This is a genomic window from Mycobacterium yunnanensis, from assembly GCF_025823185.1.
In the GTDB taxonomy this organism is placed as follows: Bacteria; Actinomycetota; Actinomycetes; order Mycobacteriales; family Mycobacteriaceae; genus Mycobacterium; species Mycobacterium yunnanensis.
Genome location: NZ_JACKVK010000001.1, coordinates 480,007 through 501,404 on the forward strand (window position 1 = coordinate 480,007; position 21,398 = coordinate 501,404).

Here is a 21,398-nt window from a genome sequence, read left to right on the forward strand (position 1 = left end):
CGTCACAGCTAGCGCGCGATCTCCCGTCGTACCGTCACCCCGCCCAGCTTCGCCGGGTTGCGCATCGCGTAGAAGTGCGTGATCAGTCCGTCGGTGATCTCGACGGCGACGACGCCCTCCAGGGTGTCGTCGCGGTAGAGCACCAGAGCGGGTGCGCCGTTGTAGAAGGCGGGCTCGGCCCGACCGCCCTCGGCGGTGAAGCGAAGCAATCCGAGGATCAGGCGGGCGACCCTGTCCGCGCCCTCGACGGGTCGGCGGGCGGCACTGGCCTTGCCGTCGCTGTCGGCAGTCCAGACCACGTCGGGGGCCAGCATCGAGATCAGCGCGTCCACGTCACCGGTTGAGGCGGTCGCGAAGAACTGCGCGGTGATCTCGAGCGACTGCTTCGGGTCGACGGGCTCGAAGCGTCGGCGGCGGGAATGCACGTGCTCGCGGGCGCGATGGGCCATCTGCCGCACCGCCGCGGTCGACTTGCTCAGCGTCTCGGCGATCTCGTCGTGGCCGAAGCCGAAGACCTCGCGCAGCACGAACACCGCCCGCTCGTCTGGGCTCAGCGTCTCCAGCACCACCATCATCGCCATCGACACCGATTCGGCGAGGACGACGTCGGTCGACGCGTCCGCGGCGTCGACGAGCAGGGGCTCGGGAAGCCACGGGCCGACGTACTCCTCGCGCCGACGCGACTGTGCGCGTATGGCGTTGAGCGCTTGGCGGGTGACGAGCTGCGCAAGGTAGGCCTTGGTGTCGCGGACGGTCGACAGGTCCACCTCGGCCCAGCGGAGGTAGCTCTCCTGGAGCACGTCGTCGGATTCGGTTGCCGTACCCAGGATCTCGTAGGCGATGGTGAACAGCAGCGGTCGCAGACTGGTGAACCGGTCGGCGTGCTCGCTGGTGGTCACCGGACCGCCGCCACGTGCTCGGCCCGCTTGCCGCCCTTGAGCCAGAAGTACGAACCCGGCTTTCGGGCCTCGACGCCCAGCTGCCACACCGTGCCCTTGCAGACGGCCTCCTTGATCGACGCCGCGACCCGGCCGCCGAGGAACACCCGCGTGGGTCGGTCGTCGAGGTGGGCGATCTGGATCACTCCGGCCTTGCGGCCCAGGCTGACGCACTGGCCGGTGAAGGCCTGGTCGACCGGGGCGGGCTCGTCGCCGGCGATGCGGCTCAGGATGGTGTTGGCGGCCTGGGCGCCCAGCGGGATCGCGGCCTGGCAACTCATCCTCAGTGGAGCGTTCGACGGTGCCACCGCGTCCCCCGCGCCGACCACCCGCGAATCGTCGACGCTGGTGAGCGTTTCGTCGGTGAGCAGGCGGCCGATCTCGTCGGTGGCGAGGCCGCTGCGCGCCGCGAGGTCGGGCACGCCGAAGCCGGCTGTCCAGACGGTGACGACGCTGGGCAGTTCGCGGCCGTCGGCCAGCACCACCGAGTCCCGCCGCACCTCGGTGACCGTGGCACCCGCGCCGGCGACGACGGTGACTCCGAGCCGACGCATCCGTCTGGTCACCGCGCGGCGGGTGGGCTCACCGAAGTACGGGCCGAGGACGCTCCCGCAGACGAGCGTCACGGCTTGGCCGCCGTCGGCCAATTCGGCGGCGACCTCGAGACCCGTCGGACCGCCGCCCACCACCACGACGGGGGCGGCGGGGTGCACCGTGGCCAACGCCGCGCGCAACGGCTCGGCGTGCTCGAATTCGGCGATGGGATAGGCGAATTCGGCGGCGCCGGGCACCGTCGCCGCGGCGCCGGTGCTGCCGAGGGCGTAGACGAGGTAGTCGTAGTCGAGGACCTCGCCCGAGGCCAGCGTCACCGTCCGCGCCGCCGGGTCGACGAGTTCGGCGGTGTCGACCACCAGGCGGACGTCGCCGGACAGCACGTCGGCGAAGTCCACCACGGCGTCGTCGGACTCGGTGACGTACTGGTGCAACCGGATCCGCTCGACGAACTGAGGCCTGGGGTTGACCAGGGTGACGGAGACGTCGCCGTCGACCTGGAGGCGGTTGGCGGCCTGGACGCCGGCGTACCCGCCGCCGACGACGACGACTCTCGTGGCGTGCTCGTGTGTGTTCATGCCATCGAGACACCTCCGACGACGGAAGTGTGACATGGCGTGCCTCAGATCACGGCACCTGATACCGGGGGAACACGCCCTCTGGCTTCGGCAGCGGCGTCCCTGGCACCAGGCGGGTGCCGACCGCGGTGAAGTCCCGTTGGTCGGCGGGCTGTCCGAGCAGGTCGAGGAGCTTGGCCGCCGAGGTGGGCATCACCGGCTGCACCAGCAGCGCCGCGATGCGGACCGCCTCCAGCGTCGTGTAGAGCACGGTGGCGAAGCGTTCCTGGTCGGCTGCCGCCTCGGACTTGCGCAGCACCCACGGCTCCTGGCCGGAGAAGTACCGGTTGGCGGCGCCGAGCATCAACCAGATGGCTTCGAGCGCCAGATGCATGGCGGGCACGTCGAAGTGACTGCGCACCTGGGCCAGCAATCCGTCGGCCAGGGCCAGCAGTTCGCGGTCCTCGGGGGTGAACTCACCCGGTTGGGGCACCTGAGCGTCCAGGTTCTTGTCGACCATCGACAGCGACCGCTGCGCCAGGTTGCCCAACTCGTTGGCCAGGTCGGCGTTGATCCGGCCGATGATGGATTCCTCGCTGTAGCTGCCGTCCTGACCGAACGGCACCTCGCGTAGCAGGAAGTAGCGCACCGCGTCGACGCCGAACTCGTCGACCAGGGCGATCGGGTCGACGACGTTGCCGACCGACTTGCTCATCTTCTCGCCGCGGACGTTGATGAACCCGTGGGCGAACACCCTTCGGGGCAGCTCGAGTCCGGCCGACATGAGGAAGGCGGGCCAGTAGACCGCGTGGAACCGGATGATGTCCTTGCCGATCATGTGCAGGTTGGCGGGCCAATACCGCCGGAAGGACTCGGAGTCGGCGTCGGGGAATCCCACGCCGGTAAGGTAGTTGGTCAACGCGTCGACCCAGACGTACATCACGTGGTCGGGATGATCGGGCACGGGCACGCCCCAGTCGAACGTGGTGCGCGAGATCGACAGGTCGCGAAGGCCGCCGGAGACGAAGCTGACGACCTCGTTGCGCCGGACGTCCGGACCGATGAACTCGGGATGGGCCTCGTAGTGGGCGAGCAGCCGGTCGGTGTAGGCCGACAGCCGGAAGAAGTAGGTCTGCTCCTCGGTCCACGTCACGGGAGTCCCGGTCTCGATCGAGTACCGTATGCCGTCGGCGCGCTCCTCGAGTTCGTCGTCGGCGAAGAACCGCTCGTCGCGCACGGAATACCACCCCGAGTACGAGTCGAGATAGATGTCGCCGGCGGCGTTCATCCGATTCCAGATGGCGGCCGACGCCTCCAGGTGGTCGGCGTCGCTGGTGCGGATGAACCGGTCGAAGGAGACCCCGAGCCGCTCCTGCATGGCCTGGAACGTGTCGGAGTTGCGCAACGCCAGCTCGGCGGTCGGCACGCCCTCCCGCTCGGCGGTCTGCGCCATCTTCAGACCGTGGACGTCGGTTCCGGTGAGGAACCGGACGTCGTACCCGTCGAGCCGCTTGAACCGTGCGATCGCGTCGGCCGCGGTCTTCTCGTAGGCGTGACCGATGTGCGGCGCACCGTTGGGGTAGTCGATGGCCGTCGTGATGTAGAAGGGCTCTTTCATTTGGACTCACCTTATTGTGTGGTGTGAGTTCTCACCCCCACGAGGGCCGACGGCAGCGCGAGCGGCCACCCGCTCCCGAGCCGCTCGTTCCCCTGGTCGACGCCCACACCCACCTCGACGCCTGCGGAGCCTCCGACGCCGACGACGTGCACGCCATCCTCGACCGGGCCGAGGCGGTCGGCGTCACGGCGGTCGTCACGATCGCCGACGATCTGGAGTCCGCCCGGTGGGCGGTTCGCGCGGCGGACTGGGATTCCCGTGTGTACGCCGCGGTGGCCCTGCACCCGACGCGTGCCAACGCGCTCACCGAGTCCGCTCGCGCCGAGCTCGAAGATCTCGCCACCCACCCCCGCGTCGTCGCCATCGGCGAGACGGGCATGGATCTCTACTGGCCAGGCAAGCTCGACGGTTGCGCCGAGCCTGCCGAGCAGCGGGAGGCGTTCGCCTGGCACGTCGACCTCGCCAAGCGCACTGGCAAGCCGCTGATGATCCACAACCGGGACGCCGACGCCGCGGTGCTCGAGGTGTTGGCCGCCGAGGGTGCGCCGGAGTCCGTCATCTTCCACTGCTTCTCCTCGGGGCCGGAGATGGCGCGCACGTGTCTGGACGCCGGATGGCTGCTGAGCCTGTCGGGGACGGTGAGCTTTCGCAACGCCGGCGAACTTCGAGAGGCGGCGGCGTTGATCCCGCCGGATCAGCTCCTCGTCGAGACCGACGCGCCCTTTCTCACGCCGCATCCGTTCCGCGGTGCACCGAATGAGTCGTACTGTCTGCCGTACACCGTCCGGGCGTTGGCCGAGGTCGTGGGCCGCCCGGCGGAGGACCTCGCTCGCGAGACGTGGGAGAATGCTCGTCGGACGTACGAAATGCGCAGCTGAACGCGGGTTGCCGCCCCCATGGGACTTCGTTACCGTCCTGTGATGAACGTGGTCGGCCGCGTAATTCCCTGTCGCCGATCCGATAGTCGGGAAAGTCAACGTTGAACTACTTGCACAGGCTTCATGAAGCGCGTTCGCCGCACCTGCGGCTCCTGGTCGGCGGCCTGCTGGTCGCCCTGACCTTCGCCGGTGGATACGCCGTCGGCACTCACAAGACCGTCACGCTCACCGTCGACGGCACGTCGATGACGGTCTCGACCATGAAGTCGCACGTCATCGACGTCGTCCAAGAGAACGGGTTCTCGGTGGGCGACCGCGACGACCTGTACCCCGCGGCGGACGAGCCCGTCGAGCAGTCCGAGACGATCGTGCTCCGCAGGAGCCGTCCGCTGCAGATCTCACTGGACGGTCGCGACAGCCGCGAGGTCTGGACGACCGCCTCCACGGTGCAGGGGGCGCTCGCTCAGCTGTCGATGGCCGACACCGCGCCCGCCGCCGCCTCCCGCGGCAGCCGGGTGCCGCTGGAGGGAATGTCGCTGCCGGTGGTGGGTGCGCGCACCGCGCAAATCGACGATGGCGGCGTGATCAGCACCGTGCGCGTGGCGGCGGCAAACGTGGCTGGCTTCCTCGAGGCCGCGGGCAAACCCCTGCAACAGAGCGACACCGTCGTGCCGGCGGCCAACTCGCCGGTCTCGGACGGAATGCAGATTCAGGTAACCCGCGTCCGGGTGTCCCGATCCACCGAGCGGGTACCCCTCGTACCCGTGAACGACGTGGTCCAGGACGTGACGATGAACATGAGCAGGCAGGTCGTCGACGACCCGGGAACCCCGGGCATTCAGGACGTCACGTACGCCGTCGCGACCGTCAACGGGGTGGAGACGGGCAGGCTGCCAGTAGCCAATGTCGTCATCGTTCCGGCCCGCGACGGCAAGATTCGCGTCGGCGCGAAGCCCGGAACCGAGGTGCCTCCGGTGTCACAGGGAACGACCTGGGACGCCCTTTCACGATGTGAAGCCGGAGGTAATTGGGCTATAAACACCGGTAACGGTTTCTACGGTGGAGTGCAATTCGACCAAAACACATGGGAGCGCAACGGGGGTTTGCGGTATGCTCAGCGGGCTGATCTCGCTTCAAGGGAAGAGCAGATCGCGATTGCTGAGGTCACTCGGGCGCGCCAGGGTTGGGGTGCGTGGCCCGTGTGTAGTGGAAGGTTGGGTGTGCGCTGACGATTCGGCTACTCGGGCGGACCGAGATAAGGCATCTGGCAAAGGAACTCGAGTTCCGGCCCCGGAAGGCGTTTGGACAGAACTTCGTCCACGACGCCAACACCGTGCGTCGGATCGTGTCGGCGTCGGGGGTGAACCGCAATGACGTGGTGCTCGAAGTGGGGCCCGGCCTCGGTTCGTTGACCCTGGCATTGCTCGATCGCGGCTCCAAGGTGACCGCGGTCGAGATCGACCCCGTTCTGGCGCGTCAACTACCGAAGACTGTCGCCGACCACTCCCACAGCGAGATCAACAGACTGGTCGTCATCAACAAGGACGTCCTGGACTTGATGCCCGCCGACGTGGAGGATCAGCCGACCGCAGTCGTGGCGAACCTTCCGTACAACGTCGCGGTACCCGCGCTGCTGCACCTGCTCGCGCAGTTCCCGACCATTCGGACCGTCATGGTGATGGTCCAGCTCGAGGTCGCCGAACGTCTCGCGGCCGAGCCTGGTGGCAAGGACTACGGCGTGCCGAGCGCGAAGGTGCGCTTCTACGGCAATGTCCGCCGCCACGGCACGGTGTCGCCGACGGTCTTCTGGCCGATTCCGCGCGTCTACTCCGGACTGGTCCGCATCGACCGCTACGAGACGTCGCCCTGGCCGGTCGAGGACGGTTTCCGCAAGCAGGTGTTCGAGCTCATCGACATCGCCTTCGCACAACGTCGCAAGACCTCCCGCAACGCGTTCGCGGAGTGGGCCGGTTCCGGCAACGAGTCCGCCGAGCGTCTGCTGTCGGCGAGCATCGACCCGGCTCGGCGCGGTGAAACGCTCGGCATCGCCGACTTCGTCCGGCTGCTTCAGCGGTCGGGTCAGGTCGAGACCGCACCCCGGCAGCCGAACGTCCGCGTGTACTGAGGCGCCTGAGCGCTCAGCACACGCGGACGTCGTCCGCCGTTAGACCTACTCGCCGTCCTTCTTGGCCTTGGCAGCGTCGCGCGCCCGGGCGTCCTTTGCCCGGAATTCGTCCTGCAGCGGGGTCTCCGCATAGATCGGGTAGTTGCCGGTGATGCCAACGCGTTCCTGAGCCACCGCCAGCACCCGGCTGCGCACGGCGTACCAGCCGCCGATCAGCGCGGGCACGATGATCACCAACGCGACGGCGTTCCAGTAGTTCTCGATGCACATCAACACCGTGACCGCCGCCAGGAACAGCAGGGTGGCGTAGCTTGTGTACGGGGTGCCGAACAGCCGGAAGCTGGGCCGCTCCAGGATGCCCTTCTGCGACCAGCGGTACATCTGAATCTGGCAGATCACGATGGTGGCCCACGACGCGATGATGCCCAGCGCCGACAGGTCGAGCGCGATGTTGAACGCCTCGGCCGGCACGACCAGGTTGAGGAAGACGCCGACGACGGTGAAGCACGCCGTCAGGGCGATACCCGCCCACGGGACGCCCTTCTTGGACATCTTGGCGGTGAACTTCGGCGCGCTGCCGTTCATCGACATCGACCGCAGGATGCGGCCGGTCGAATACAGCCCGGCGTTGAGGCTCGACAACGCCGCCGTCAGCACCACGAAGTTCATGATGTCGCCCGCCGCCGGAACGCCGATGCTGGAGAAGAACGTCACGAACGGGCTGGTGCCCTGCTTGTAGGCGGTGTACGGCAGCAGCAGGGCCAACAGGACCAGGGAGCCGACGTAGAAGATGGCGATCCGGAAGATCACGGAGTTGATGGCCCGCGGCATGATCTTGGCCGGATTCTCGGTCTCGCCCGCCGCCGTGCCCACCAATTCGACTGCGGCGTAGGCGAAGATGACGCCCGAGGTGATCACGACCAAGGCGAGGACGCCGTTGGGCAGGATGCCGCCGTTGTCGGCGATCACCGACGGGCCGGTGCTGGCGCCCTCGACCTTGAAGCGGCCGGCGAGGAACACGATGCCCACGACGAGGAACGTGACGAGCGCGACGACCTTGATCAGCGCCGCCCAGAACTCCATCTCGCCGAACCACTTGACCGAGATCATGTTGATGGTCAACACGATCACCAGCGCGATGAGGGCGATCAGCCACTGCGGTATCGCACCGAAGGTGCCCCAGTAGTGCATGTAGAGGGCGATGGCGGTGACGTCGACGATCGAGGTACACGCCCAGTTGAAGAAGTACATCCAGCCGGCGACGTAAGCGGCTTTCTCGCCGAGGAATTCGCGCGCGTAGGACACGAATGAGCCCGACGACGGACGGTGCAGCACGAGTTCGCCGAGGGCTCGCAGGATGAAGAAGACGAACACGCCGCAGACGGCGTACACGATGAACAGGCCTGGCCCGGCGCTCGCGAGACGGCCGCCGGCACCCATGAACAACCCCGTGCCTATCGCGCCACCGATGGCGATCATCTGCACCTGTCGGGGTTTGAGCCCCTTCTCGTAGCCCTCTTCTTCATGTGCGAGCGCGGAATTGTCGTATGCGCTCTGAGATTCGGTGGTCATTTGTCGAAGCTAGCCCTCCGTGCCCGAGGGTGTAGCAGAGAGCGGTAAAAAGTCTGTAACGGAACGCGGCGGCGGGTGGTCGAACTTTGGGGTCCGCTCACCCAATTGCGCGCGTGACCAGCGAAATGAACTCCGCGCACGACTGATAGCGCAGATCGGGGGACTTGGCCATCGCCTTGGCGAGAATGGAGTCGAAGGCCCGCGGGACCCACTCGACGCGGTGGGAGTACTTGGGTACCGGGCTGTTGAGGTGGGCGTCGACCAACGCCATCGCGGTGTGCGTGTGAAACGGTGGTGCCCCCAGGAGCAGTTCGACGGTCGTGCAGGCCAGCGCGTACTCGTCGGACGCGGCCGAGGGCGGGTGTCCGTGCAGTACCTCGGGTGCGGCATAGGGCAGGGAAGCCTCGACGTGCGTCATCTGGTGGGTGCCCTCGTGCGCCAGCGAGCGCGCGATGCCGAAGTCGACGAGGATGGCTCCGGCAGGGGAGAACGGTTCGGAGACAAGGATGTTGGTCGGCTTGACGTCGCAGTGCACGATGCCGAGGGCGTGGACGTGGTCGAGTGCGTCGGCGATCTGCGCGAGGGCGCTCAGACGAAGCTCGCGGCTGGGCAGGTTCGTCGCCGTGCCGCCGGTGATCAACTGCATGGACAGCCACCCGGGGCCGCAGTCGTAGACCGTCACCACGTGCGGGTGCTCGGCAGCCTTGGCGAAGTCGAACTCCCGTCGCAACCGGGTCACGTGGACGTCGTCCCGGTGGTGCGCGTCGAGCACCTTCAGGGCTACCGGCCCGGTGGAATCCGACGCGTGGTGGGCCCGGTAGACCACGGCGGAGCCGCCGCGCCCGACCTCGGCGTCGATCACGTAGTCCCCGAGAGCGTCCATCGTTGACGGCATTCTCGCAGAACCCGCCAACATTCACCGATCTCGCGGCTTCCCTTTCCGGCGGGCTTCGTTACTGTTCGGTGCGTGCCCCGGTCCGATGCAGCTGCCGAATGGGTCTCGACGAAGTCGGTGACGGTACGCGTGCCGGGCAAGGTCAACCTGTACCTCGCGGTCGGCGATCTGCGTGACGACGGCTATCACGAACTCACCACGGTGTTCCACGCCGTCTCGCTGTTCGACGAGATCACCGTCCGCAACGCGGACGTGCTGTCGCTGGAGTTGTCGGGGGACGGGCCCGGTGACCAGGGGGCGTCACTTCCGCTGGACCATCGCAACTTGGCGTGGCGCGCCGCGGAGTTGATGGCGTCGCACGTCGGTCGGGAACCGGATGTGTCCATCGTCCTGGAGAAGTCGATTCCCGTGGCGGGCGGTATGGCCGGGGGCAGCGCGGACGCCGCCGCGGTGCTGGTCGCGATGAACGCGCTGTGGGAGCTCGGCGTGCCGCGGCGGGATCTGCACGCCCTGGGAGCCGAGCTGGGCAGTGACGTGCCCTTCGCTCTGCACGGCGGTACCGCGCTGGGTACCGGCCGCGGTGAACAGCTGGCGACTGTGTTGTCCCGCAACACCTTTCACTGGGTGTTGGCGTTCGCCGACGGGGGATTGTCCACCCCGAAGGTGTTCGCCGAGATCGACCGGCTCAGGGCCGACGACGCCGTGGTTCAACCGCCACGGCTGGAGGACCCCGAACTGCTGCTGGCCGCGCTGGCCTCCGGTGACCCCCATCAGCTGGCCCCGCTGCTCGGCAACGACCTGCAGCCTGCGGCGCTCAATCTCGACCCTGGGTTGCGCCGGACGCTGCGGGCCGGCGTCGACGCGGGCGCCCTGGCGGGCATCGTGTCCGGTTCGGGGCCGACGTGCGCCTTTCTCTGTCCGACGGCCTCGGCGGCGGTCGACGTAGGCGTTCAGCTCGCCGGGGAGGGTGTGTGTCGCACGGTTCGCGCCGCCAGCGGTCCGGTGCCGGGCGCTCGCGTGGTGCCAACGCCGCCGCCGACGGCATGACGACGGGTGACCCCCGGGTGTGACCCACGCCTCAATCGCGCCAGAAGTTTGGTAGTTACTTAAGAGTCTCTTAAGATGATCGGCGGTGATGACGAGCGGCTCCACGTGCGGCGCGACGAGTTTCCCCACCGAGGTCTTCGGTGGGCGTTCCAGCAGCGGCGGTGCCGATGCGGCCCAGCCCGGTGTAGCGCACCTCACCGCACCCGTTTCGAGACGAAATCGCACCCCAATCGTGTGCACGTTCCTCGCGGGACGCGTGCACGTAGGGGTGGAACATGGAACAGCGCGCATTGGCTTCACGCCGAACACTGGTGCCCACGGCGGGCTCCCCAGACCCAGGAGGTTGTCGTGAGCAGGTTTACCGACAAGATGTACCGCAACGCGGCGACGGTCACCACGGGCATGGTGACCGGCGAACCGCACGAGCCGGTGCGTCACACCTGGGGTGAGGTGCACGAGCGTGCACGCCGCATCGCAGGCGGACTCGCTGCGGCCGGTGTCGGCCCCGGTGACGCCGTCGGCGTCTTGGCCGGCTATCCCGTCGAGATCGCGCCCACCGCGCAGGCGCTCTGGATGCGCGGGGCGAGCCTGACCATGCTGCACCAGCCCACCCCGCGCACCGACCTCGTCGTCTGGGCCGAGGACACCATGAACGTCATCGGCATGATCGAGGCCACCGCCGTCGTCATCTCCGAGCCGTTCCTCGTCGCCATCCCCGTGCTCGAGGAGAAGGGCATCAAGGTCCTGAAGATCGGGGACCTGCTGGAGGCCGAGCCCGTCGACCCCGTCGAGACCGACGAGGACGACCTCGCCCTGATGCAGTTGACGTCCGGCTCGACCGGGTCGCCCAAGGCCGTGCAGATCACGCACCGCAACATCTACTCCAACGCCGAGGCCATGTTCATCGGCGCGCAGTACGACGTCGAGAAGGACGTCATGGTCAGCTGGCTGCCCTGCTTCCACGACATGGGCATGGTCGGCTTCCTCACCATCCCGATGTACTTCGGCGCCGAACTGGTCAAGGTCACGCCGATGGACTTCCTGCGCGACACGCTGCTGTGGGCCAAGCTGATCGACAAGTACAAGGGCACCATGACCGCGGCGCCCAACTTCGCCTACGCCCTGTTCGCCAAGCGGCTGCGCAACCAGGCCGAGCCCGGCCAATTCGACCTCTCCACTCTGCGATTCGCACTCTCGGGCGCCGAGCCCGTCGACCCTTCCGACGTCGAAGACCTCTTGGACGCCGGCAAGCCGTTCGGTCTGAGCCCCAAGGCAATCCTGCCCGCCTACGGCATGGCCGAGACCACGCTGGCGGTGTCCTTCTCCGAATGCGGTGCGGGCCTGGTCGTCGACGAGATCGACGCCGACCTGCTTGCGGCGCTGCGCCGCGCCGTGCCCTCGACGAAGGGCAACACCAAGCGGCTTGCGTCGCTCGGCCCGCTGCTGCGTGACCTCGAGGCCCGCGTCGTCGACGAGCACGGCGAGATCATGCCCGCCCGTGGTGTCGGCGTCATCGAACTCCGGGGCGAGTCGCTAACCCCCGGTTACATCACCATGGGCGGCTTCCTGCCCGCCCAGGACCAGCACGGCTGGTACGACACCGGCGACCTCGGGTATCAGATGGAGAACGGCCACATCGTGGTCTGTGGCCGCGTCAAGGACGTCATCATCATGGCCGGCCGCAACATCTACCCGACCGACATCGAGCGGGCGGCGGGCCGTGTCAAGGGCGTCCGGCCGGGATGTGCCGTCGCGGTTCGGCTCGACGCCGGGCACTCCCGCGAGACGTTCGCCGTCGCGGTGGAGTCCAACGCGTGGGAGGACCCGGTCGAGGTGCGCCGCATCGAGCACCAGGTCGCCCACGAGGTCGTCACCGAGGTCGACGTCCGTCCGCGCAACGTCGTGGTCCTCGGCCCCGGCACCATCCCGAAGACGCCGTCGGGCAAGCTGCGCCGGGCCAACTCGGTCTCGCTGGTCACCTAAGCCCTTCGTCCTCTGGCGTGCGTGTCCGCGGGACACGATTGGCCGTTCGACGGATATCGGGCGTCCGACGTCCAGGTGTTGGCGTTCTCCGGTAGCGGCGCCGCTCGCGTCGCCGTGCCGGTGCAGGTGGCCGTGACCGACTCGTCGACCCCCTGGGCCGTGCACGCCACGGAGGCGGACTCCGGGCCGGGGAAGCCCCTGGACATCCATGTCACACGCACCGGCGCGTCGGTGGGCTTCGGCATCGCGATGTGCGCGGTGCTGCTGTTCTCCGTCCTGCCCATCCGCAACCTGTTCCCCGGATCGCCGCCGATCGGATCGTGGGTCGACTACACCGTGGTGCTGTGGATGGTCATGGGCCTGGCCGTCTCACTCGCTCTCTACGTCACCGCCTGGTGGCGACAGGCGCCCTGACCGCCATCCGGTCGTAGGCCCGCCACACCGCGAGTTCGTGGCCGACGGGCTGGGTCTCGCCGGCGCCAAACGCTCGGTCGGCCTCGATCAGTTCGTGGGCCAGCACGTAGAACTCGACGAAGCGCTCGGCGGCCTGCGGGTCGTGCACGCCGGCTCGTCGGATCACGATCATGGTGCGCACGCCGCCACGGTAGGCGGCCGTCGTCAGCATCATGGCCAGGCCGCCGCCGAGGAAGACGATCGACGAGATCCACAGCGCGGCAACGGGTCCGACGGCGGGCACCAGCAGGATCTCCAAGACCAGGAAGGTTGCCATGCCCCAGGTCGGCCAGGCTCGCCAGATGCGCAACCGGGCCCGGTCGTCGGCGGAGATGCCCGGTGGGAACACCACCAGTCGATAGCGGGTGACGCCGTACCGGGTCGGTGACACCTCGAGGGAGCCCCAGGAATGCCCGCCGTCGAGCAGTCGTCGCCAGCGGGGTGTGGTCGTCGTGTCGTTCACGCATTCAGGTCTACGCCCGGATGAAGGCCGCGACGAGGGTCCGTACGAAGTCTTGACGGTTCGCCGTCGAATCCTTACGACAGCTGACTATTGTGTACTATACCTAGCTATGACGGATCGAGTGGCCGGACGCATCGCCAACCATCCCACCGTACGAAAGGTGCTCGCCAACAAGACCGAACCGCCACCGGCGGTCGTCGACGCCGATTGGTTGCGCGAGGTCTGCCTGGCTGCCGGCGCCGACGACGTCGCCTTCGCCAGCGTGGAGAATCCGGACCTGGCGTCCGAACGCGAGCACGTCGAGTCCGCGCTGCCCGGCGCCAAGACGTTCATCTCGCTGGTGGTTCGGATGAACCGCGACAACGTCCGGTCGCCGGCGCGCAGCGTGGCCAACCAGGAGTTCCACCGCACCGGCGAGATCATCAACGAGGCGGCCCATCGCATCACCCGCACGTTGCAGGACGCCGGTCACCGGGCGCTGAACCCGTCGGCGACCTTCCCGATGGAGATGGACCGGTTCCCCGGCCGCATCTGGGTCGTCGCCCACAAGCCCGTGGCGGTGGCGTCGGGCCTGGGCGTCATGGGCATCCACCGCAACGTGATCCACCCCAAGTTCGGCAACTTCATCCTGCTGGCCACCATCCTGGTCGACGCCCCCGTCACCAGTTACGGTGAGCCGCTGGATTATTCACCCTGCCTGGAGTGCAAGCTCTGCGTTGCGGCGTGCCCGGTCGGGGCCATCGGCAAGGACGGCGAATTCGACTTCGTCGCGTGCTCGGTGCACAACTACCGCGAGTTCATGGGCGGCTTCACCGATTACGTGCAGACCATCGCCGACAGCACCGACGCCGCCGACTTCCGCTCGCGCGTCACCGATTCGGAGAACGCCTCGATGTGGCAGAGCTTGTCGTTCAAGGCGAACTACAAGGCTGCCTACTGCCTGGCGGTGTGTCCGGCGGGTGAGGACGTCATCGAGCCCTACCTCGACGACCGCAAGGGCTTCATGGATCTGGTGCTCAAACCGCTTCAGGCCAAGCGCGAGACGCTCTACGTGCTGCCGAATTCCGCGGCCAAGGAACACGCCGAGAAGCGCTACCCCCACAAGCCGACGAAGGTGGTCGACAGCGGCATCACCGGCCGCAGCTGACCCCCCACCCCGTCGAGTGTGCTGTGAGATCGCGAAGTTGGTCGAATTCGCGATCTCACAGCACACTCGACGAGGAGACGGTTACCAGGCGTGCACGGTGTTCTGCGCCGTCTCCAGGCCCAGTTCGATGAGCAGTTCAGTGGCGTCGGCGGCCTGCTCGCAGATCACGCCGACTTCCGGGCGCTCGGCGGCGCTGAAGTTCTCCAGCACGAACGTGGCCGGGTCCTTGCGGCCCGGCGGCCGGCCCACCCCGACGCGCACGCGTTGAAACTCCCTGGTGCCCAACGCCGACGCCACCGAGCGCAACCCGTTGTGGCCGCCCTCGCCGCCACCCAACTTGAGGCGGATGCGACCGAAGTCGATGTCCAGCTCGTCGTGGATGGTGACGACGTCGGCGGGGGCCACCGAGTAGAAGTTGGCCAGTGGACCGACCTGGCGCCCCGACTCGTTCATGTACGTCCGCGGCTTGGCCAGCACCACCGACCGTCCGCCGAGGCGACCGGTCACGACGTCTGCTCCGGACTTCTTGTGCACCTTGAAACCCGCGCCGATTCGATCGGCCAGGATGTCGGCCACGAGGAAGCCCAGGTTGTGCCGCGTCGTCTCGTACCGCGGTCCGGGGTTGCCAAGGCCGACCACCAAGAGTGGCTCGGCCACGGGAGGCTACTCGGACTCGGAGTCCGAGGACTCCCCGTCCTCGGCGTCGCCCTCGTCGGCGGCGGGGGCGTCGGCCGCGTCGCCGGCACCCTCGGACTCCAGATCCTCGGCGGTCGGCGCGGGGATGACGTTGACGACGAGCAACTCGGGATCGGAGATCAGGGTGACGCCCTCGGGCAGCGGCACCTGCGAGGCGAGGAACTGCGTGCCCGCGGGGACGCCCTCGACCGACAGAGTCAGGCTCTCCGGGATGGACATCGCGTCGGACTCGATCTCGATGGTGTTCGACTCGACGTTGACCAGGGTGTCCGGGCCGGCGTCACCCTCGACGATGACGTTGATCTCGACGGTGACCCGCTCGCCGCGACGGACGATGATCAGGTCGACGTGCTGGATCGTGCGACGGATCGGGTGGATCTCGATGGCCTTGGGCAGCGCGAGGGCTTCCTTGCCGGCGATGTCGAGGGTCAGGACGGCGTTGGTGCCGAAGTTGCGGAGCACGGCGGCGAACTCACGGGCCGGCAAGGTCAGGTGCTGCGGGTCTGCGCCGTGGCCGTAGAGGACCGCGGGCACCTTGCCGTCGCGACGGGCCTGACGCGAGGCGCCCTTGCCGGTCTTGGCGCGGACCTCAGCGGTCAGGTTGTTCTCTGCGTGGGTGGCGGTCTTCGCCATGTGAAGTGCTCCTGTGCCGTGTCAGTGGTGGCACGGAGAGGGCGACTAGAAGCAGCGTGGCTGCGAATCGGTTCCCGTCGATAACGGTAGGCCCTGAAGTCTGAAGACTGCAGCGGTCCACCCTCGCCGTGATCGTCGCCAAGGCTAGCGCACGACCCCGTCAGATCGAAAATTTGGTGCTCGTGAGCTGCTCGGACAGCTCCCACAGCGCCCGCGCGGTGGTGGCGTTGCTCGCCAGCGGGCTGCGTGACGTCAGGCCGGTCGGGCCGCGCATGGCGAACTTCGGCCCGATGAATGCGTCCCCGGGCAGGGCCTGCGACACGGCGAACAACGTCTGGCGCGCCCCGAAGTCGGCGTTGGTGGCCAGCTTGTTGCCCAGTGACATGAGCGAGCCGCTGACCTTTCCGGCGGTGTGGCCCTGCAGGTTGGTCGCCGAGTACCCGGGGTGGGCGGTCACGGCCAGGATTGCCGAGTCGACCGCGTCGAGGCGGCGCTGCAGCTCCTTGGTGAACAGCAGATTGGCCAGCTTGGATTGGCCGTACGCCAGCCACGCGGAGTACGGACGGGACGTCCAGTTGGGGTCCTTCAGGCTGATCTTGCCGAGCAGGTGCAGCATGGACGACACCGTCACCACCCGGTCGGAGATCTTCGGCAGCAACAGATTGGTCAGCGCGAAGTGGCCAAGGTGGTTGGTGCCGAACTGGCTCTCGAAGCCGTCGACGGTCCGAGCCAACGGCACCGCCATGATGCCGGCGTTGTTGACCAGTACGTCGACCTCGTCGACCGAGTCGGCGAACGCGCGCACCGACGACAGGTCCTGCAGGTCGAGCTCGCGGACCTCCACGTCGCCGGGCATTCCCGCCGCGGCGGCCTTGCCCTTGTCCAGATTGCGTACCGCGACCACGACCTTGGCGCCGACCCGCGCCAGTTCGCGCGCGGTGACTTCGCCGAGTCCGCTATTGGCACCGGTCACGATCACGGTGCGGCCGGCGAACGAGGGCAGGTCTGCGGCGGTCCACTCAGTCATGCCTGGACCATAGTCGGGAGGCCTCGGCAGTGGGTGGCGTCACGTCGGTGCGACGACGAAACCCTTGATGATCGACTCGATGTCCGGACCGTCTTCCTGGGCCTTGTCGGCAAATGACGTGACGGTCAGCTGAACCAAGTAACTCTGGCCCGGCAGGTTGGCCCTGGCGGGCTTGCCCGTCGCGAACACGATGCGGTTGTAGCTCTGCATGCGCTGGCCGTTGAGGTCGTAGGTGCCCTCGATCATCGAGGACGGGAAACCGCGGAAGTCGTCGGTGGAGGCGTTGAGCTGCTTGAAGTTCTCCGACAGCTCGGCGTCGCCGTTGGCGTGCTTGAGGGCCTCGGCCACGTCGAAGTTTCCGTCGAGCTGGAACACCAGGATCATCGCAGTGGGGTAGGTGTCGCCCTTGGCGATGGTGCGGGTGCCGGGGGACAGGTTGACGTTGAAGTACGGCTTCCAGCCCGGTGGCTCGGGCACCGTCACCGTCAGGTCGGTCAGCTTGTCGGGTGCGACCGGCGCGCCGGTGATGCCGATGTTCTCGAAGTAGGTCGACAGCGAGATGGGCTTCTCGCCGGCGGGTGTTGTGGTGGTCGTCGACGTCGTCGTGGTCCAGATCGACTTGTAGTCCGGCGTCGCCGGCCCGCACCCGGCCACGGCGAGCGTGATCGCGGCACCAGCGATCGCCACCCCGACGCGCTTCAGGAGACCGCCACCTTGAATCCGGTCACGACGCTCTTCAGCGGCGGGTTGGCGGCGATCAGCTGGTCGGCGGGTGTGGTGACGGTGAGCTGCACCAGGTACCGCTTGCCGGTCGACGGGACGTCGGCGAGCACGATGCGGTTGTAGTGCTGGGTCGAGGCGGTCACGCCCTGCGCCGCCGCCGACGGGAAGCCGTCGTAGTCGTCGTAGGACTCGGTGACGTCGGTCGCCGCCGGTGGCAACGCGTCGGCGTTGGCGTGGCGGATGGCGTCCTTCGGGTCGAACGGCCCGGTCAATTCGACGGCCATCAGCGTCACCGACGGCGTGTTGCCGCTCTGGCCGACCGGCTGGATGAACTCGACGCCGGTCGAGAACAGCGGATCGTTGGTCTGTGCCCACCCCTCGGGTACCGGCACGGTGACGGTCAGACCGGGCGCCTGGTCGAGATGCACCGGGGAACCGGTGACGTCGATCGAGGCCAGATAGTCGCGGAAGCCCTGCGGGCGGTCGGCCGGCGCCGCGGGGGCCGGGGGTACGGACGTCATGGCGGGGGTGTCGCTGGTCGTCGCCACCGGCGACGAGCTCGTCGACGACGACGCCGCGTCCTGTCCTGCGGCCGAACATCCGGCCAGAGCCAGTGCGGTGACCGCCACGCCAAGGGTGCGCCGCAGCCTCACGGGGTCTCGCGAACGTCGCCGACCAGAGGCGCCATGTCAGGCATCCCCGTCGAACAGTCCCGTCACAGAGCCGTTCTCGAACACCGCGCGGATGGTGCTGGCCAGCAGCGGCGCGATCGACAACACGGTCAGCTGCGGGAACATCTTGTCCTCGCCGATGGGCAGCGTGTTGGTGACCACGACTTCGCGGGCACCGCTCGCGGCCAGCCGGTCGCGGGCCGGGTCCGACAGCACGCCGTGGGTGGCGGCGATCACCACGTCGGCGGCGCCGTCTTCCTTGAGCAGCTTGACCGCCCCGGCGATGGTGCCGCCGGTGTCGATCATGTCGTCGGTGAGGATGCAGGTCCTGCCCTTGACGTCGCCGACCACGCGGTTGGACTTCACCTGGTTGGGCACCAGCGGGTCGCGCGTCTTGTGGATGAAGGCCAGCGGAACGCCGCCGAGCGAATCGGCCCACTTCTCGGCGACGCGCACCCGCCCGGAATCGGGGGAGACGACGACCATGTCGTGATCGGCGTAGTTGTCGCGGATGTAGCCGCACAGCAGTGACTGGCCACGCATGTGGTCGACGGGGCCGTCGAAGAAGCCCTGGATTTGGTCGGTGTGCAGGTCCACCGACACGATGCGGTCGGCGCCTGCGGTCTTGTAGAGGTCGGCGACCAGGCGCGCCGAGATGGGCTCGCGGCCGCGGTGCTTCTTGTCCTGGCGGGCGTAGGGGTAGAACGGCAGGATCGCGGTGATGCGCTTGGCGCTGCCGCGCTTGAGCGCGTCGATCATCAGCAGTTGTTCCATCAGCCACTTGTTCAGCGGCGCGGGATGGCTCTGCAGCACGAAGGCGTCGCAGCCGCGCACCGACTCGTCGAAGCGCACGAAGATCTCACCGTTGGCGAAGTCGCGGGCCGTCTGCGCGGTGACGCTGACGTCGAGCTCCTTGGCGACTTGTTCGGCGAGTTCGGGATGCGCACGACCCGAGAACAACATCAGGTTCTTGCGATTGTCGGTCCAGTCCGTGGCCACGTCGAAGCTGCCTTTGCCGTCGGGGATCGATACGGGTTGATCGTACGTAGCCATTCTGGGGGCGCGTGGTCCGGGTTGCCACGAAGCCAACGTCAGGTGTCCGAACGGTCGCTCGCCGCGGTGGCCTCGCGGGCCGCTCGCGCCGCCGCGCTGCCCGGCCGCTTGCGCTCCACCCAGCCCTCGATGTTGCGTTGCGGACCCGCCGAGACGGCCAGCGCGCCGGGCGGCACGTCCTGCCGCACGACGGTGCCCGCGCCGGTGTAGGCGCCGTCGCCGACGGTCACCGGGGCGACGAACATGTTGTCCGAACCCGTCTTCGCGTGCGATCCAATAGTGGTGCGCTGCTTGATTTCTCCGTCGTAGTTGACGAAGACGCTTGCGGCGCCGATGTTGGTGTGCTCGCCGATGTCGGCGTCGCCGACGTAGGTCAGATGCGGCACCTTGGTGCCCGCTCCGATGCTCGAGTTCTTCGTCTCGACGAACGTGCCGATCTTGCCCTCGGCACCGAGTTCGGTGCCGGGCCGCAGATACGCGAACGGGCCGACGACGGCGTCGTCGCCGATCACCGACGACGACCCGTGCGTGCGAATCACCGTCGCGCCGTCACCGACGGTGACACCGGTCAGCGTGGTGTCCGGGCCGATCTGACAGCGCGCCCCGATGCGGGTGGTGCCGAGGAGCTGGGTGCCGGGGGCCACCACGGTGTCGCGACCGACGGTCACGTCCACGTCGACCCAGGTGGTGGCCGGGTCGACGACGGTCACGCCGCTGCGTTGTAGCGCCGCGACGATGCGCCGGTTCAGCTCGCGGTGCATGTCGGCCAGCTGGACGCGGTCGTTGACGCCGGCGACCAGCGCACTGTCGTCGACGTGGCGGCCGCGGACGCGCAGACCGTCGCGGCGGAGGATCTCCACGGCGTCGGTCAGGTAGAGCTCGCGCTGGGCGTTGTCGGAACGCAGCTGGGTCAGGGCCCGCCGAAGGGCGAGGGCGTCGAACGCGTACACCGCCGCGTTGACCTCGCGGATGGCCCGCTGGGACTCGGTCGCGTCGGCCTGTTCGACGATGCTCTGCACTTCGCCGTCCTGCGTGCGCAGGATGCGGCCGTACCCGGTCGGGTCGGCCAGGGTGGTGGTCAGCAGCGTCGCGGCGGTGGAGTGGCTGACGTGGTCGTCGACGAGCCCGGCGAGGGTGTCGGAGTCCAGCAGCGGCACGTCGCTGGCGGTCACCAGGACGGTGCCGTCGAAGTCCTCGGGCAGCGCGGCCATGCCGCAGCCGACGGCGTGGCCGGTGCCCAGCTGCTCGTCCTGCACCGCTATCTCGATGGGCCTGTCCAGGTCGTCGGCAAGCCCGTTGACCGCGGGGATGACGTGGTCACGGCCCATGCCCACCACGACGACCAGGTGCCGCGGCGAGACCTTGGCGATCGCGTGCAGGGTGTGCGAGAGCATGCTGCGGCCGGCCAGCGTGTGCAGCATCTTGGGGATGTCGGACTTCATCCTGGTGCCGGAGCCGGCTGCCAGGACGATGACCGCGGTCTCACCTCTTGTCGCCATTGCAGGCCTCCTTCGTGCGATTTCGGCGTGATCGGCGGCGCTCACCGCCGGTAGGCACGCCGAAGTCGCAGCCTCGCTCCGTCGCCAGGACTCGAACCTGAACTATCTGAACCAAAATCAGAGGTGCTGCCGATTACACCACGACGGACTGCGGGAGTGACTTTAGTCGACTCCCACCCGACGGGGATTACCCTGATGGCCGTGGCAGCGCCGGAGAAGGAAGTGCGCGCACCTCGGGCGCGTATGACGGGCACCGAACGGCGTCAACAACTGGTCGAGATCGCCAAGTCGCTGTTCGCCGAGCGTGGCTACGACGCGACGTCGATCGAGGAGATCGCCCAGCGGGCCAACGTGTCCAAGCCGGTCGTCTACGAGCATTTCGGCGGCAAGGAAGGCCTCTACGCCGTCGTGGTGGACCGCGAGATGTCGGCGCTGCTGGACGGCATCACCTCGTCGCTGACCAACAACCGGTCCCGGGTGCGGGTCGAGCGGGTGGCCCTGGCGCTGCTGACCTACGTCGAGGAACGCACCGACGGCTTCCGCATCCTGATTCGCGATTCGCCCGCCAGCATCGCCTCGGGCACGTATTCGAGCCTGCTCAACGACGCCGTCAGCCAGGTCGCCTCGATCCTGGCCGGCGACTTCTCCCGCCGCGGTCTCGACCCCGACCTCGCCCCGCTCTACGCCCAGGCGCTCGTCGGTTCGGTGTCGATGACGGCGCAGTGGTGGCTGGACACCAGGGAGCCGAAGAAGGAAGTCGTCGCCGCGCACCTGGTCAACCTGATGTGGAACGGACTCACGCACCTCGAAGCCGATCCGGAACTGCACGACCAGCACTAGCGGGCCGCGTCGAATGGCCAGTAGACAC

The 21,398-nt window shown here is 68.0% G+C and carries 21 protein-coding genes and 1 tRNA gene; 8 read left to right on the forward strand and 14 right to left on the reverse strand.

Annotated features, from left to right (window positions below):
* Positions 1 to 8: 8 nt before the first annotated feature.
* The 3 genes from H7K45_RS02495 to metG are packed head-to-tail and all read right to left on the reverse strand — an operon-like array spanning position 9 to position 3,665.
* Positions 9 to 899 carry an RNA polymerase sigma-70 factor gene (locus H7K45_RS02495; RefSeq protein WP_263994151.1) on the reverse strand — a complete coding sequence of 297 codons (891 nt, stop codon included), beginning with the start codon at positions 897 to 899 and terminating at the stop codon, positions 9 to 11.
* Positions 896 to 2,068: an NAD(P)/FAD-dependent oxidoreductase gene (locus H7K45_RS02500; protein WP_263994152.1), complete on the reverse strand. Its 1,173-nt coding sequence runs from the start codon at positions 2,066 to 2,068 to the stop codon at positions 896 to 898. The genes H7K45_RS02495 and H7K45_RS02500 overlap by 4 nt, the downstream gene beginning before the upstream one ends.
* Before the next feature lie 49 nt (positions 2,069 to 2,117).
* Positions 2,118 to 3,665 carry a methionine--tRNA ligase gene (metG, locus tag H7K45_RS02505; RefSeq protein WP_263994153.1) on the reverse strand — a complete coding sequence of 516 codons (1,548 nt, stop codon included), beginning with the start codon at positions 3,663 to 3,665 and terminating at the stop codon, positions 2,118 to 2,120.
* Between the two features lie 23 nt (positions 3,666 to 3,688).
* On the opposite strand from metG, the gene H7K45_RS02510 reads away from it, so the two are divergent.
* From H7K45_RS02510 to rsmA, 3 genes are all read left to right on the forward strand, one after another.
* The gene (locus tag H7K45_RS02510) at positions 3,689 to 4,543 is read left to right on the forward strand and encodes a TatD family hydrolase (protein ID WP_263994154.1); all 855 of its coding nucleotides are present in this window, start codon (positions 3,689 to 3,691) and stop codon (positions 4,541 to 4,543) included.
* Between the two features lie 101 nt (positions 4,544 to 4,644).
* Entirely contained in the window at positions 4,645 to 5,772 is a 1,128-nt protein-coding gene (locus H7K45_RS02515; protein WP_263994155.1) for a resuscitation-promoting factor, read from the forward strand.
* The gene (gene rsmA, locus H7K45_RS02520) at positions 5,769 to 6,668 is read left to right on the forward strand and encodes a 16S rRNA (adenine(1518)-N(6)/adenine(1519)-N(6))-dimethyltransferase RsmA (RefSeq protein ID WP_263994252.1); all 900 of its coding nucleotides are present in this window, start codon (positions 5,769 to 5,771) and stop codon (positions 6,666 to 6,668) included. Before H7K45_RS02515 ends, rsmA begins: the two co-directional genes overlap by 4 nt.
* A 45-nt stretch (positions 6,669 to 6,713) precedes the next feature.
* On the opposite strand, the gene H7K45_RS02525 is transcribed toward rsmA, so the two are convergent.
* Positions 6,714 to 8,240, reverse strand: a complete 1,527-nt coding sequence (locus H7K45_RS02525) for an amino acid permease (RefSeq protein WP_263994156.1) — start codon at positions 8,238 to 8,240, stop codon at positions 6,714 to 6,716.
* 97 nt (positions 8,241 to 8,337) lie between these two features.
* The gene (locus tag H7K45_RS02530) at positions 8,338 to 9,123 is read right to left on the reverse strand and encodes a serine/threonine-protein kinase (protein ID WP_263994157.1); all 786 of its coding nucleotides are present in this window, start codon (positions 9,121 to 9,123) and stop codon (positions 8,338 to 8,340) included.
* Positions 9,124 to 9,207: 84 nt separating this feature from the next.
* Between H7K45_RS02530 and H7K45_RS02535 the strand changes: the two genes are divergently transcribed.
* From H7K45_RS02535 to H7K45_RS02545, 3 genes are all read left to right on the forward strand, one after another.
* Positions 9,208 to 10,182 carry a 4-(cytidine 5'-diphospho)-2-C-methyl-D-erythritol kinase gene (locus H7K45_RS02535; protein WP_263994158.1) on the forward strand — a complete coding sequence of 325 codons (975 nt, stop codon included), beginning with the start codon at positions 9,208 to 9,210 and terminating at the stop codon, positions 10,180 to 10,182.
* A gap of 348 nt (positions 10,183 to 10,530) precedes the next feature.
* Positions 10,531 to 12,165, forward strand: a complete 1,635-nt coding sequence (locus tag H7K45_RS02540; protein WP_263994159.1) for a fatty acyl-AMP ligase — start codon at positions 10,531 to 10,533, stop codon at positions 12,163 to 12,165.
* 21 nt (positions 12,166 to 12,186) lie between these two features.
* Positions 12,187 to 12,579: a DUF8686 domain-containing protein gene (locus H7K45_RS02545; RefSeq protein WP_263994160.1), complete on the forward strand. Its 393-nt coding sequence runs from the start codon at positions 12,187 to 12,189 to the stop codon at positions 12,577 to 12,579.
* Here the strand turns inward: H7K45_RS02545 and H7K45_RS02550 are convergent.
* Positions 12,551 to 13,081: a DUF6611 family protein gene (locus H7K45_RS02550; RefSeq protein ID WP_263994161.1), complete on the reverse strand. Its 531-nt coding sequence runs from the start codon at positions 13,079 to 13,081 to the stop codon at positions 12,551 to 12,553. The genes H7K45_RS02545 and H7K45_RS02550 overlap by 29 nt on opposite strands.
* Positions 13,082 to 13,190: 109 nt before the next feature.
* On the opposite strand from H7K45_RS02550, the gene H7K45_RS02555 reads away from it, so the two are divergent.
* Positions 13,191 to 14,228, forward strand: coding sequence for an epoxyqueuosine reductase (locus tag H7K45_RS02555; RefSeq protein WP_263994162.1), 1,038 nt, complete (start codon positions 13,191 to 13,193; stop codon positions 14,226 to 14,228).
* Between the two features lie 81 nt (positions 14,229 to 14,309).
* Here H7K45_RS02555 and pth read toward each other — a convergent pair whose 3' ends face one another.
* The 8 genes from pth to H7K45_RS02595 form a co-directional block, all read right to left on the reverse strand.
* Complete coding sequence (gene pth / locus H7K45_RS02560; RefSeq protein ID WP_263994163.1) at positions 14,310 to 14,885, reverse strand: aminoacyl-tRNA hydrolase; 576 nt, start codon at positions 14,883 to 14,885, stop codon at positions 14,310 to 14,312.
* A gap of 6 nt (positions 14,886 to 14,891) precedes the next feature.
* Complete coding sequence (locus H7K45_RS02565) at positions 14,892 to 15,557, reverse strand: 50S ribosomal protein L25/general stress protein Ctc (protein ID WP_263994164.1); 666 nt, start codon at positions 15,555 to 15,557, stop codon at positions 14,892 to 14,894.
* A 160-nt stretch (positions 15,558 to 15,717) separates the two neighbouring features.
* Positions 15,718 to 16,584, reverse strand: a complete 867-nt coding sequence (locus tag H7K45_RS02570) for an oxidoreductase (RefSeq protein ID WP_263994165.1) — start codon at positions 16,582 to 16,584, stop codon at positions 15,718 to 15,720.
* A 39-nt stretch (positions 16,585 to 16,623) separates the two neighbouring features.
* Positions 16,624 to 17,286: an LpqN/LpqT family lipoprotein gene (locus H7K45_RS02575; protein ID WP_276069465.1), complete on the reverse strand. Its 663-nt coding sequence runs from the start codon at positions 17,284 to 17,286 to the stop codon at positions 16,624 to 16,626.
* Entirely contained in the window at positions 17,283 to 17,960 is a 678-nt protein-coding gene (locus tag H7K45_RS02580; RefSeq protein ID WP_263994167.1) for an LpqN/LpqT family lipoprotein, read from the reverse strand. The genes H7K45_RS02575 and H7K45_RS02580 overlap by 4 nt, the downstream gene beginning before the upstream one ends.
* Before the next feature lie 36 nt (positions 17,961 to 17,996).
* Positions 17,997 to 18,977, reverse strand: a complete 981-nt coding sequence (locus H7K45_RS02585) for a ribose-phosphate diphosphokinase (RefSeq protein WP_263994168.1) — start codon at positions 18,975 to 18,977, stop codon at positions 17,997 to 17,999.
* 92 nt (positions 18,978 to 19,069) lie between these two features.
* Complete coding sequence (gene glmU / locus H7K45_RS02590; protein WP_263994169.1) at positions 19,070 to 20,530, reverse strand: bifunctional UDP-N-acetylglucosamine diphosphorylase/glucosamine-1-phosphate N-acetyltransferase GlmU; 1,461 nt, start codon at positions 20,528 to 20,530, stop codon at positions 19,070 to 19,072.
* Positions 20,531 to 20,606: 76 nt separating this feature from the next.
* Positions 20,607 to 20,678 (reverse strand) — tRNA-Gln (locus tag H7K45_RS02595).
* A 95-nt stretch (positions 20,679 to 20,773) separates the two neighbouring features.
* Here H7K45_RS02595 and H7K45_RS02600 point away from each other — a divergent pair.
* Positions 20,774 to 21,370 (forward strand): TetR/AcrR family transcriptional regulator, encoded by a 597-nt coding sequence (locus H7K45_RS02600; protein WP_263994253.1) that lies wholly within the window; start codon positions 20,774 to 20,776, stop codon positions 21,368 to 21,370.
* Positions 21,371 to 21,398: the final 28 nt, after the last annotated feature.

Coding starts and splice junctions, on each gene's coding strand:
- H7K45_RS02500 (WP_263994152.1), bottom strand. CDS start 2,068: ATGAACACACACGAGCACGCCACGAGAGTCGTCGTCGTCGGCGGCGGG.
- metG (WP_263994153.1), bottom strand. CDS start 3,665: ATGAAAGAGCCCTTCTACATCACGACGGCCATCGACTACCCCAACGGT.
- H7K45_RS02525 (WP_263994156.1), bottom strand. CDS start 8,240: ATGACCACCGAATCTCAGAGCGCATACGACAATTCCGCGCTCGCACAT.
- H7K45_RS02530 (WP_263994157.1), bottom strand. CDS start 9,123: ATGGACGCTCTCGGGGACTACGTGATCGACGCCGAGGTCGGGCGCGGC.
- H7K45_RS02555 (WP_263994162.1), top strand. CDS start 13,191: ATGACGGATCGAGTGGCCGGACGCATCGCCAACCATCCCACCGTACGA.
- H7K45_RS02565 (WP_263994164.1), bottom strand. CDS start 15,557: ATGGCGAAGACCGCCACCCACGCAGAGAACAACCTGACCGCTGAGGTC.
- H7K45_RS02570 (WP_263994165.1), bottom strand. CDS start 16,584: ATGACTGAGTGGACCGCCGCAGACCTGCCCTCGTTCGCCGGCCGCACC.
- glmU (WP_263994169.1), bottom strand. CDS start 20,530: ATGGCGACAAGAGGTGAGACCGCGGTCATCGTCCTGGCAGCCGGCTCC.
- H7K45_RS02600 (WP_263994253.1), top strand. CDS start 20,774: ATGACGGGCACCGAACGGCGTCAACAACTGGTCGAGATCGCCAAGTCG.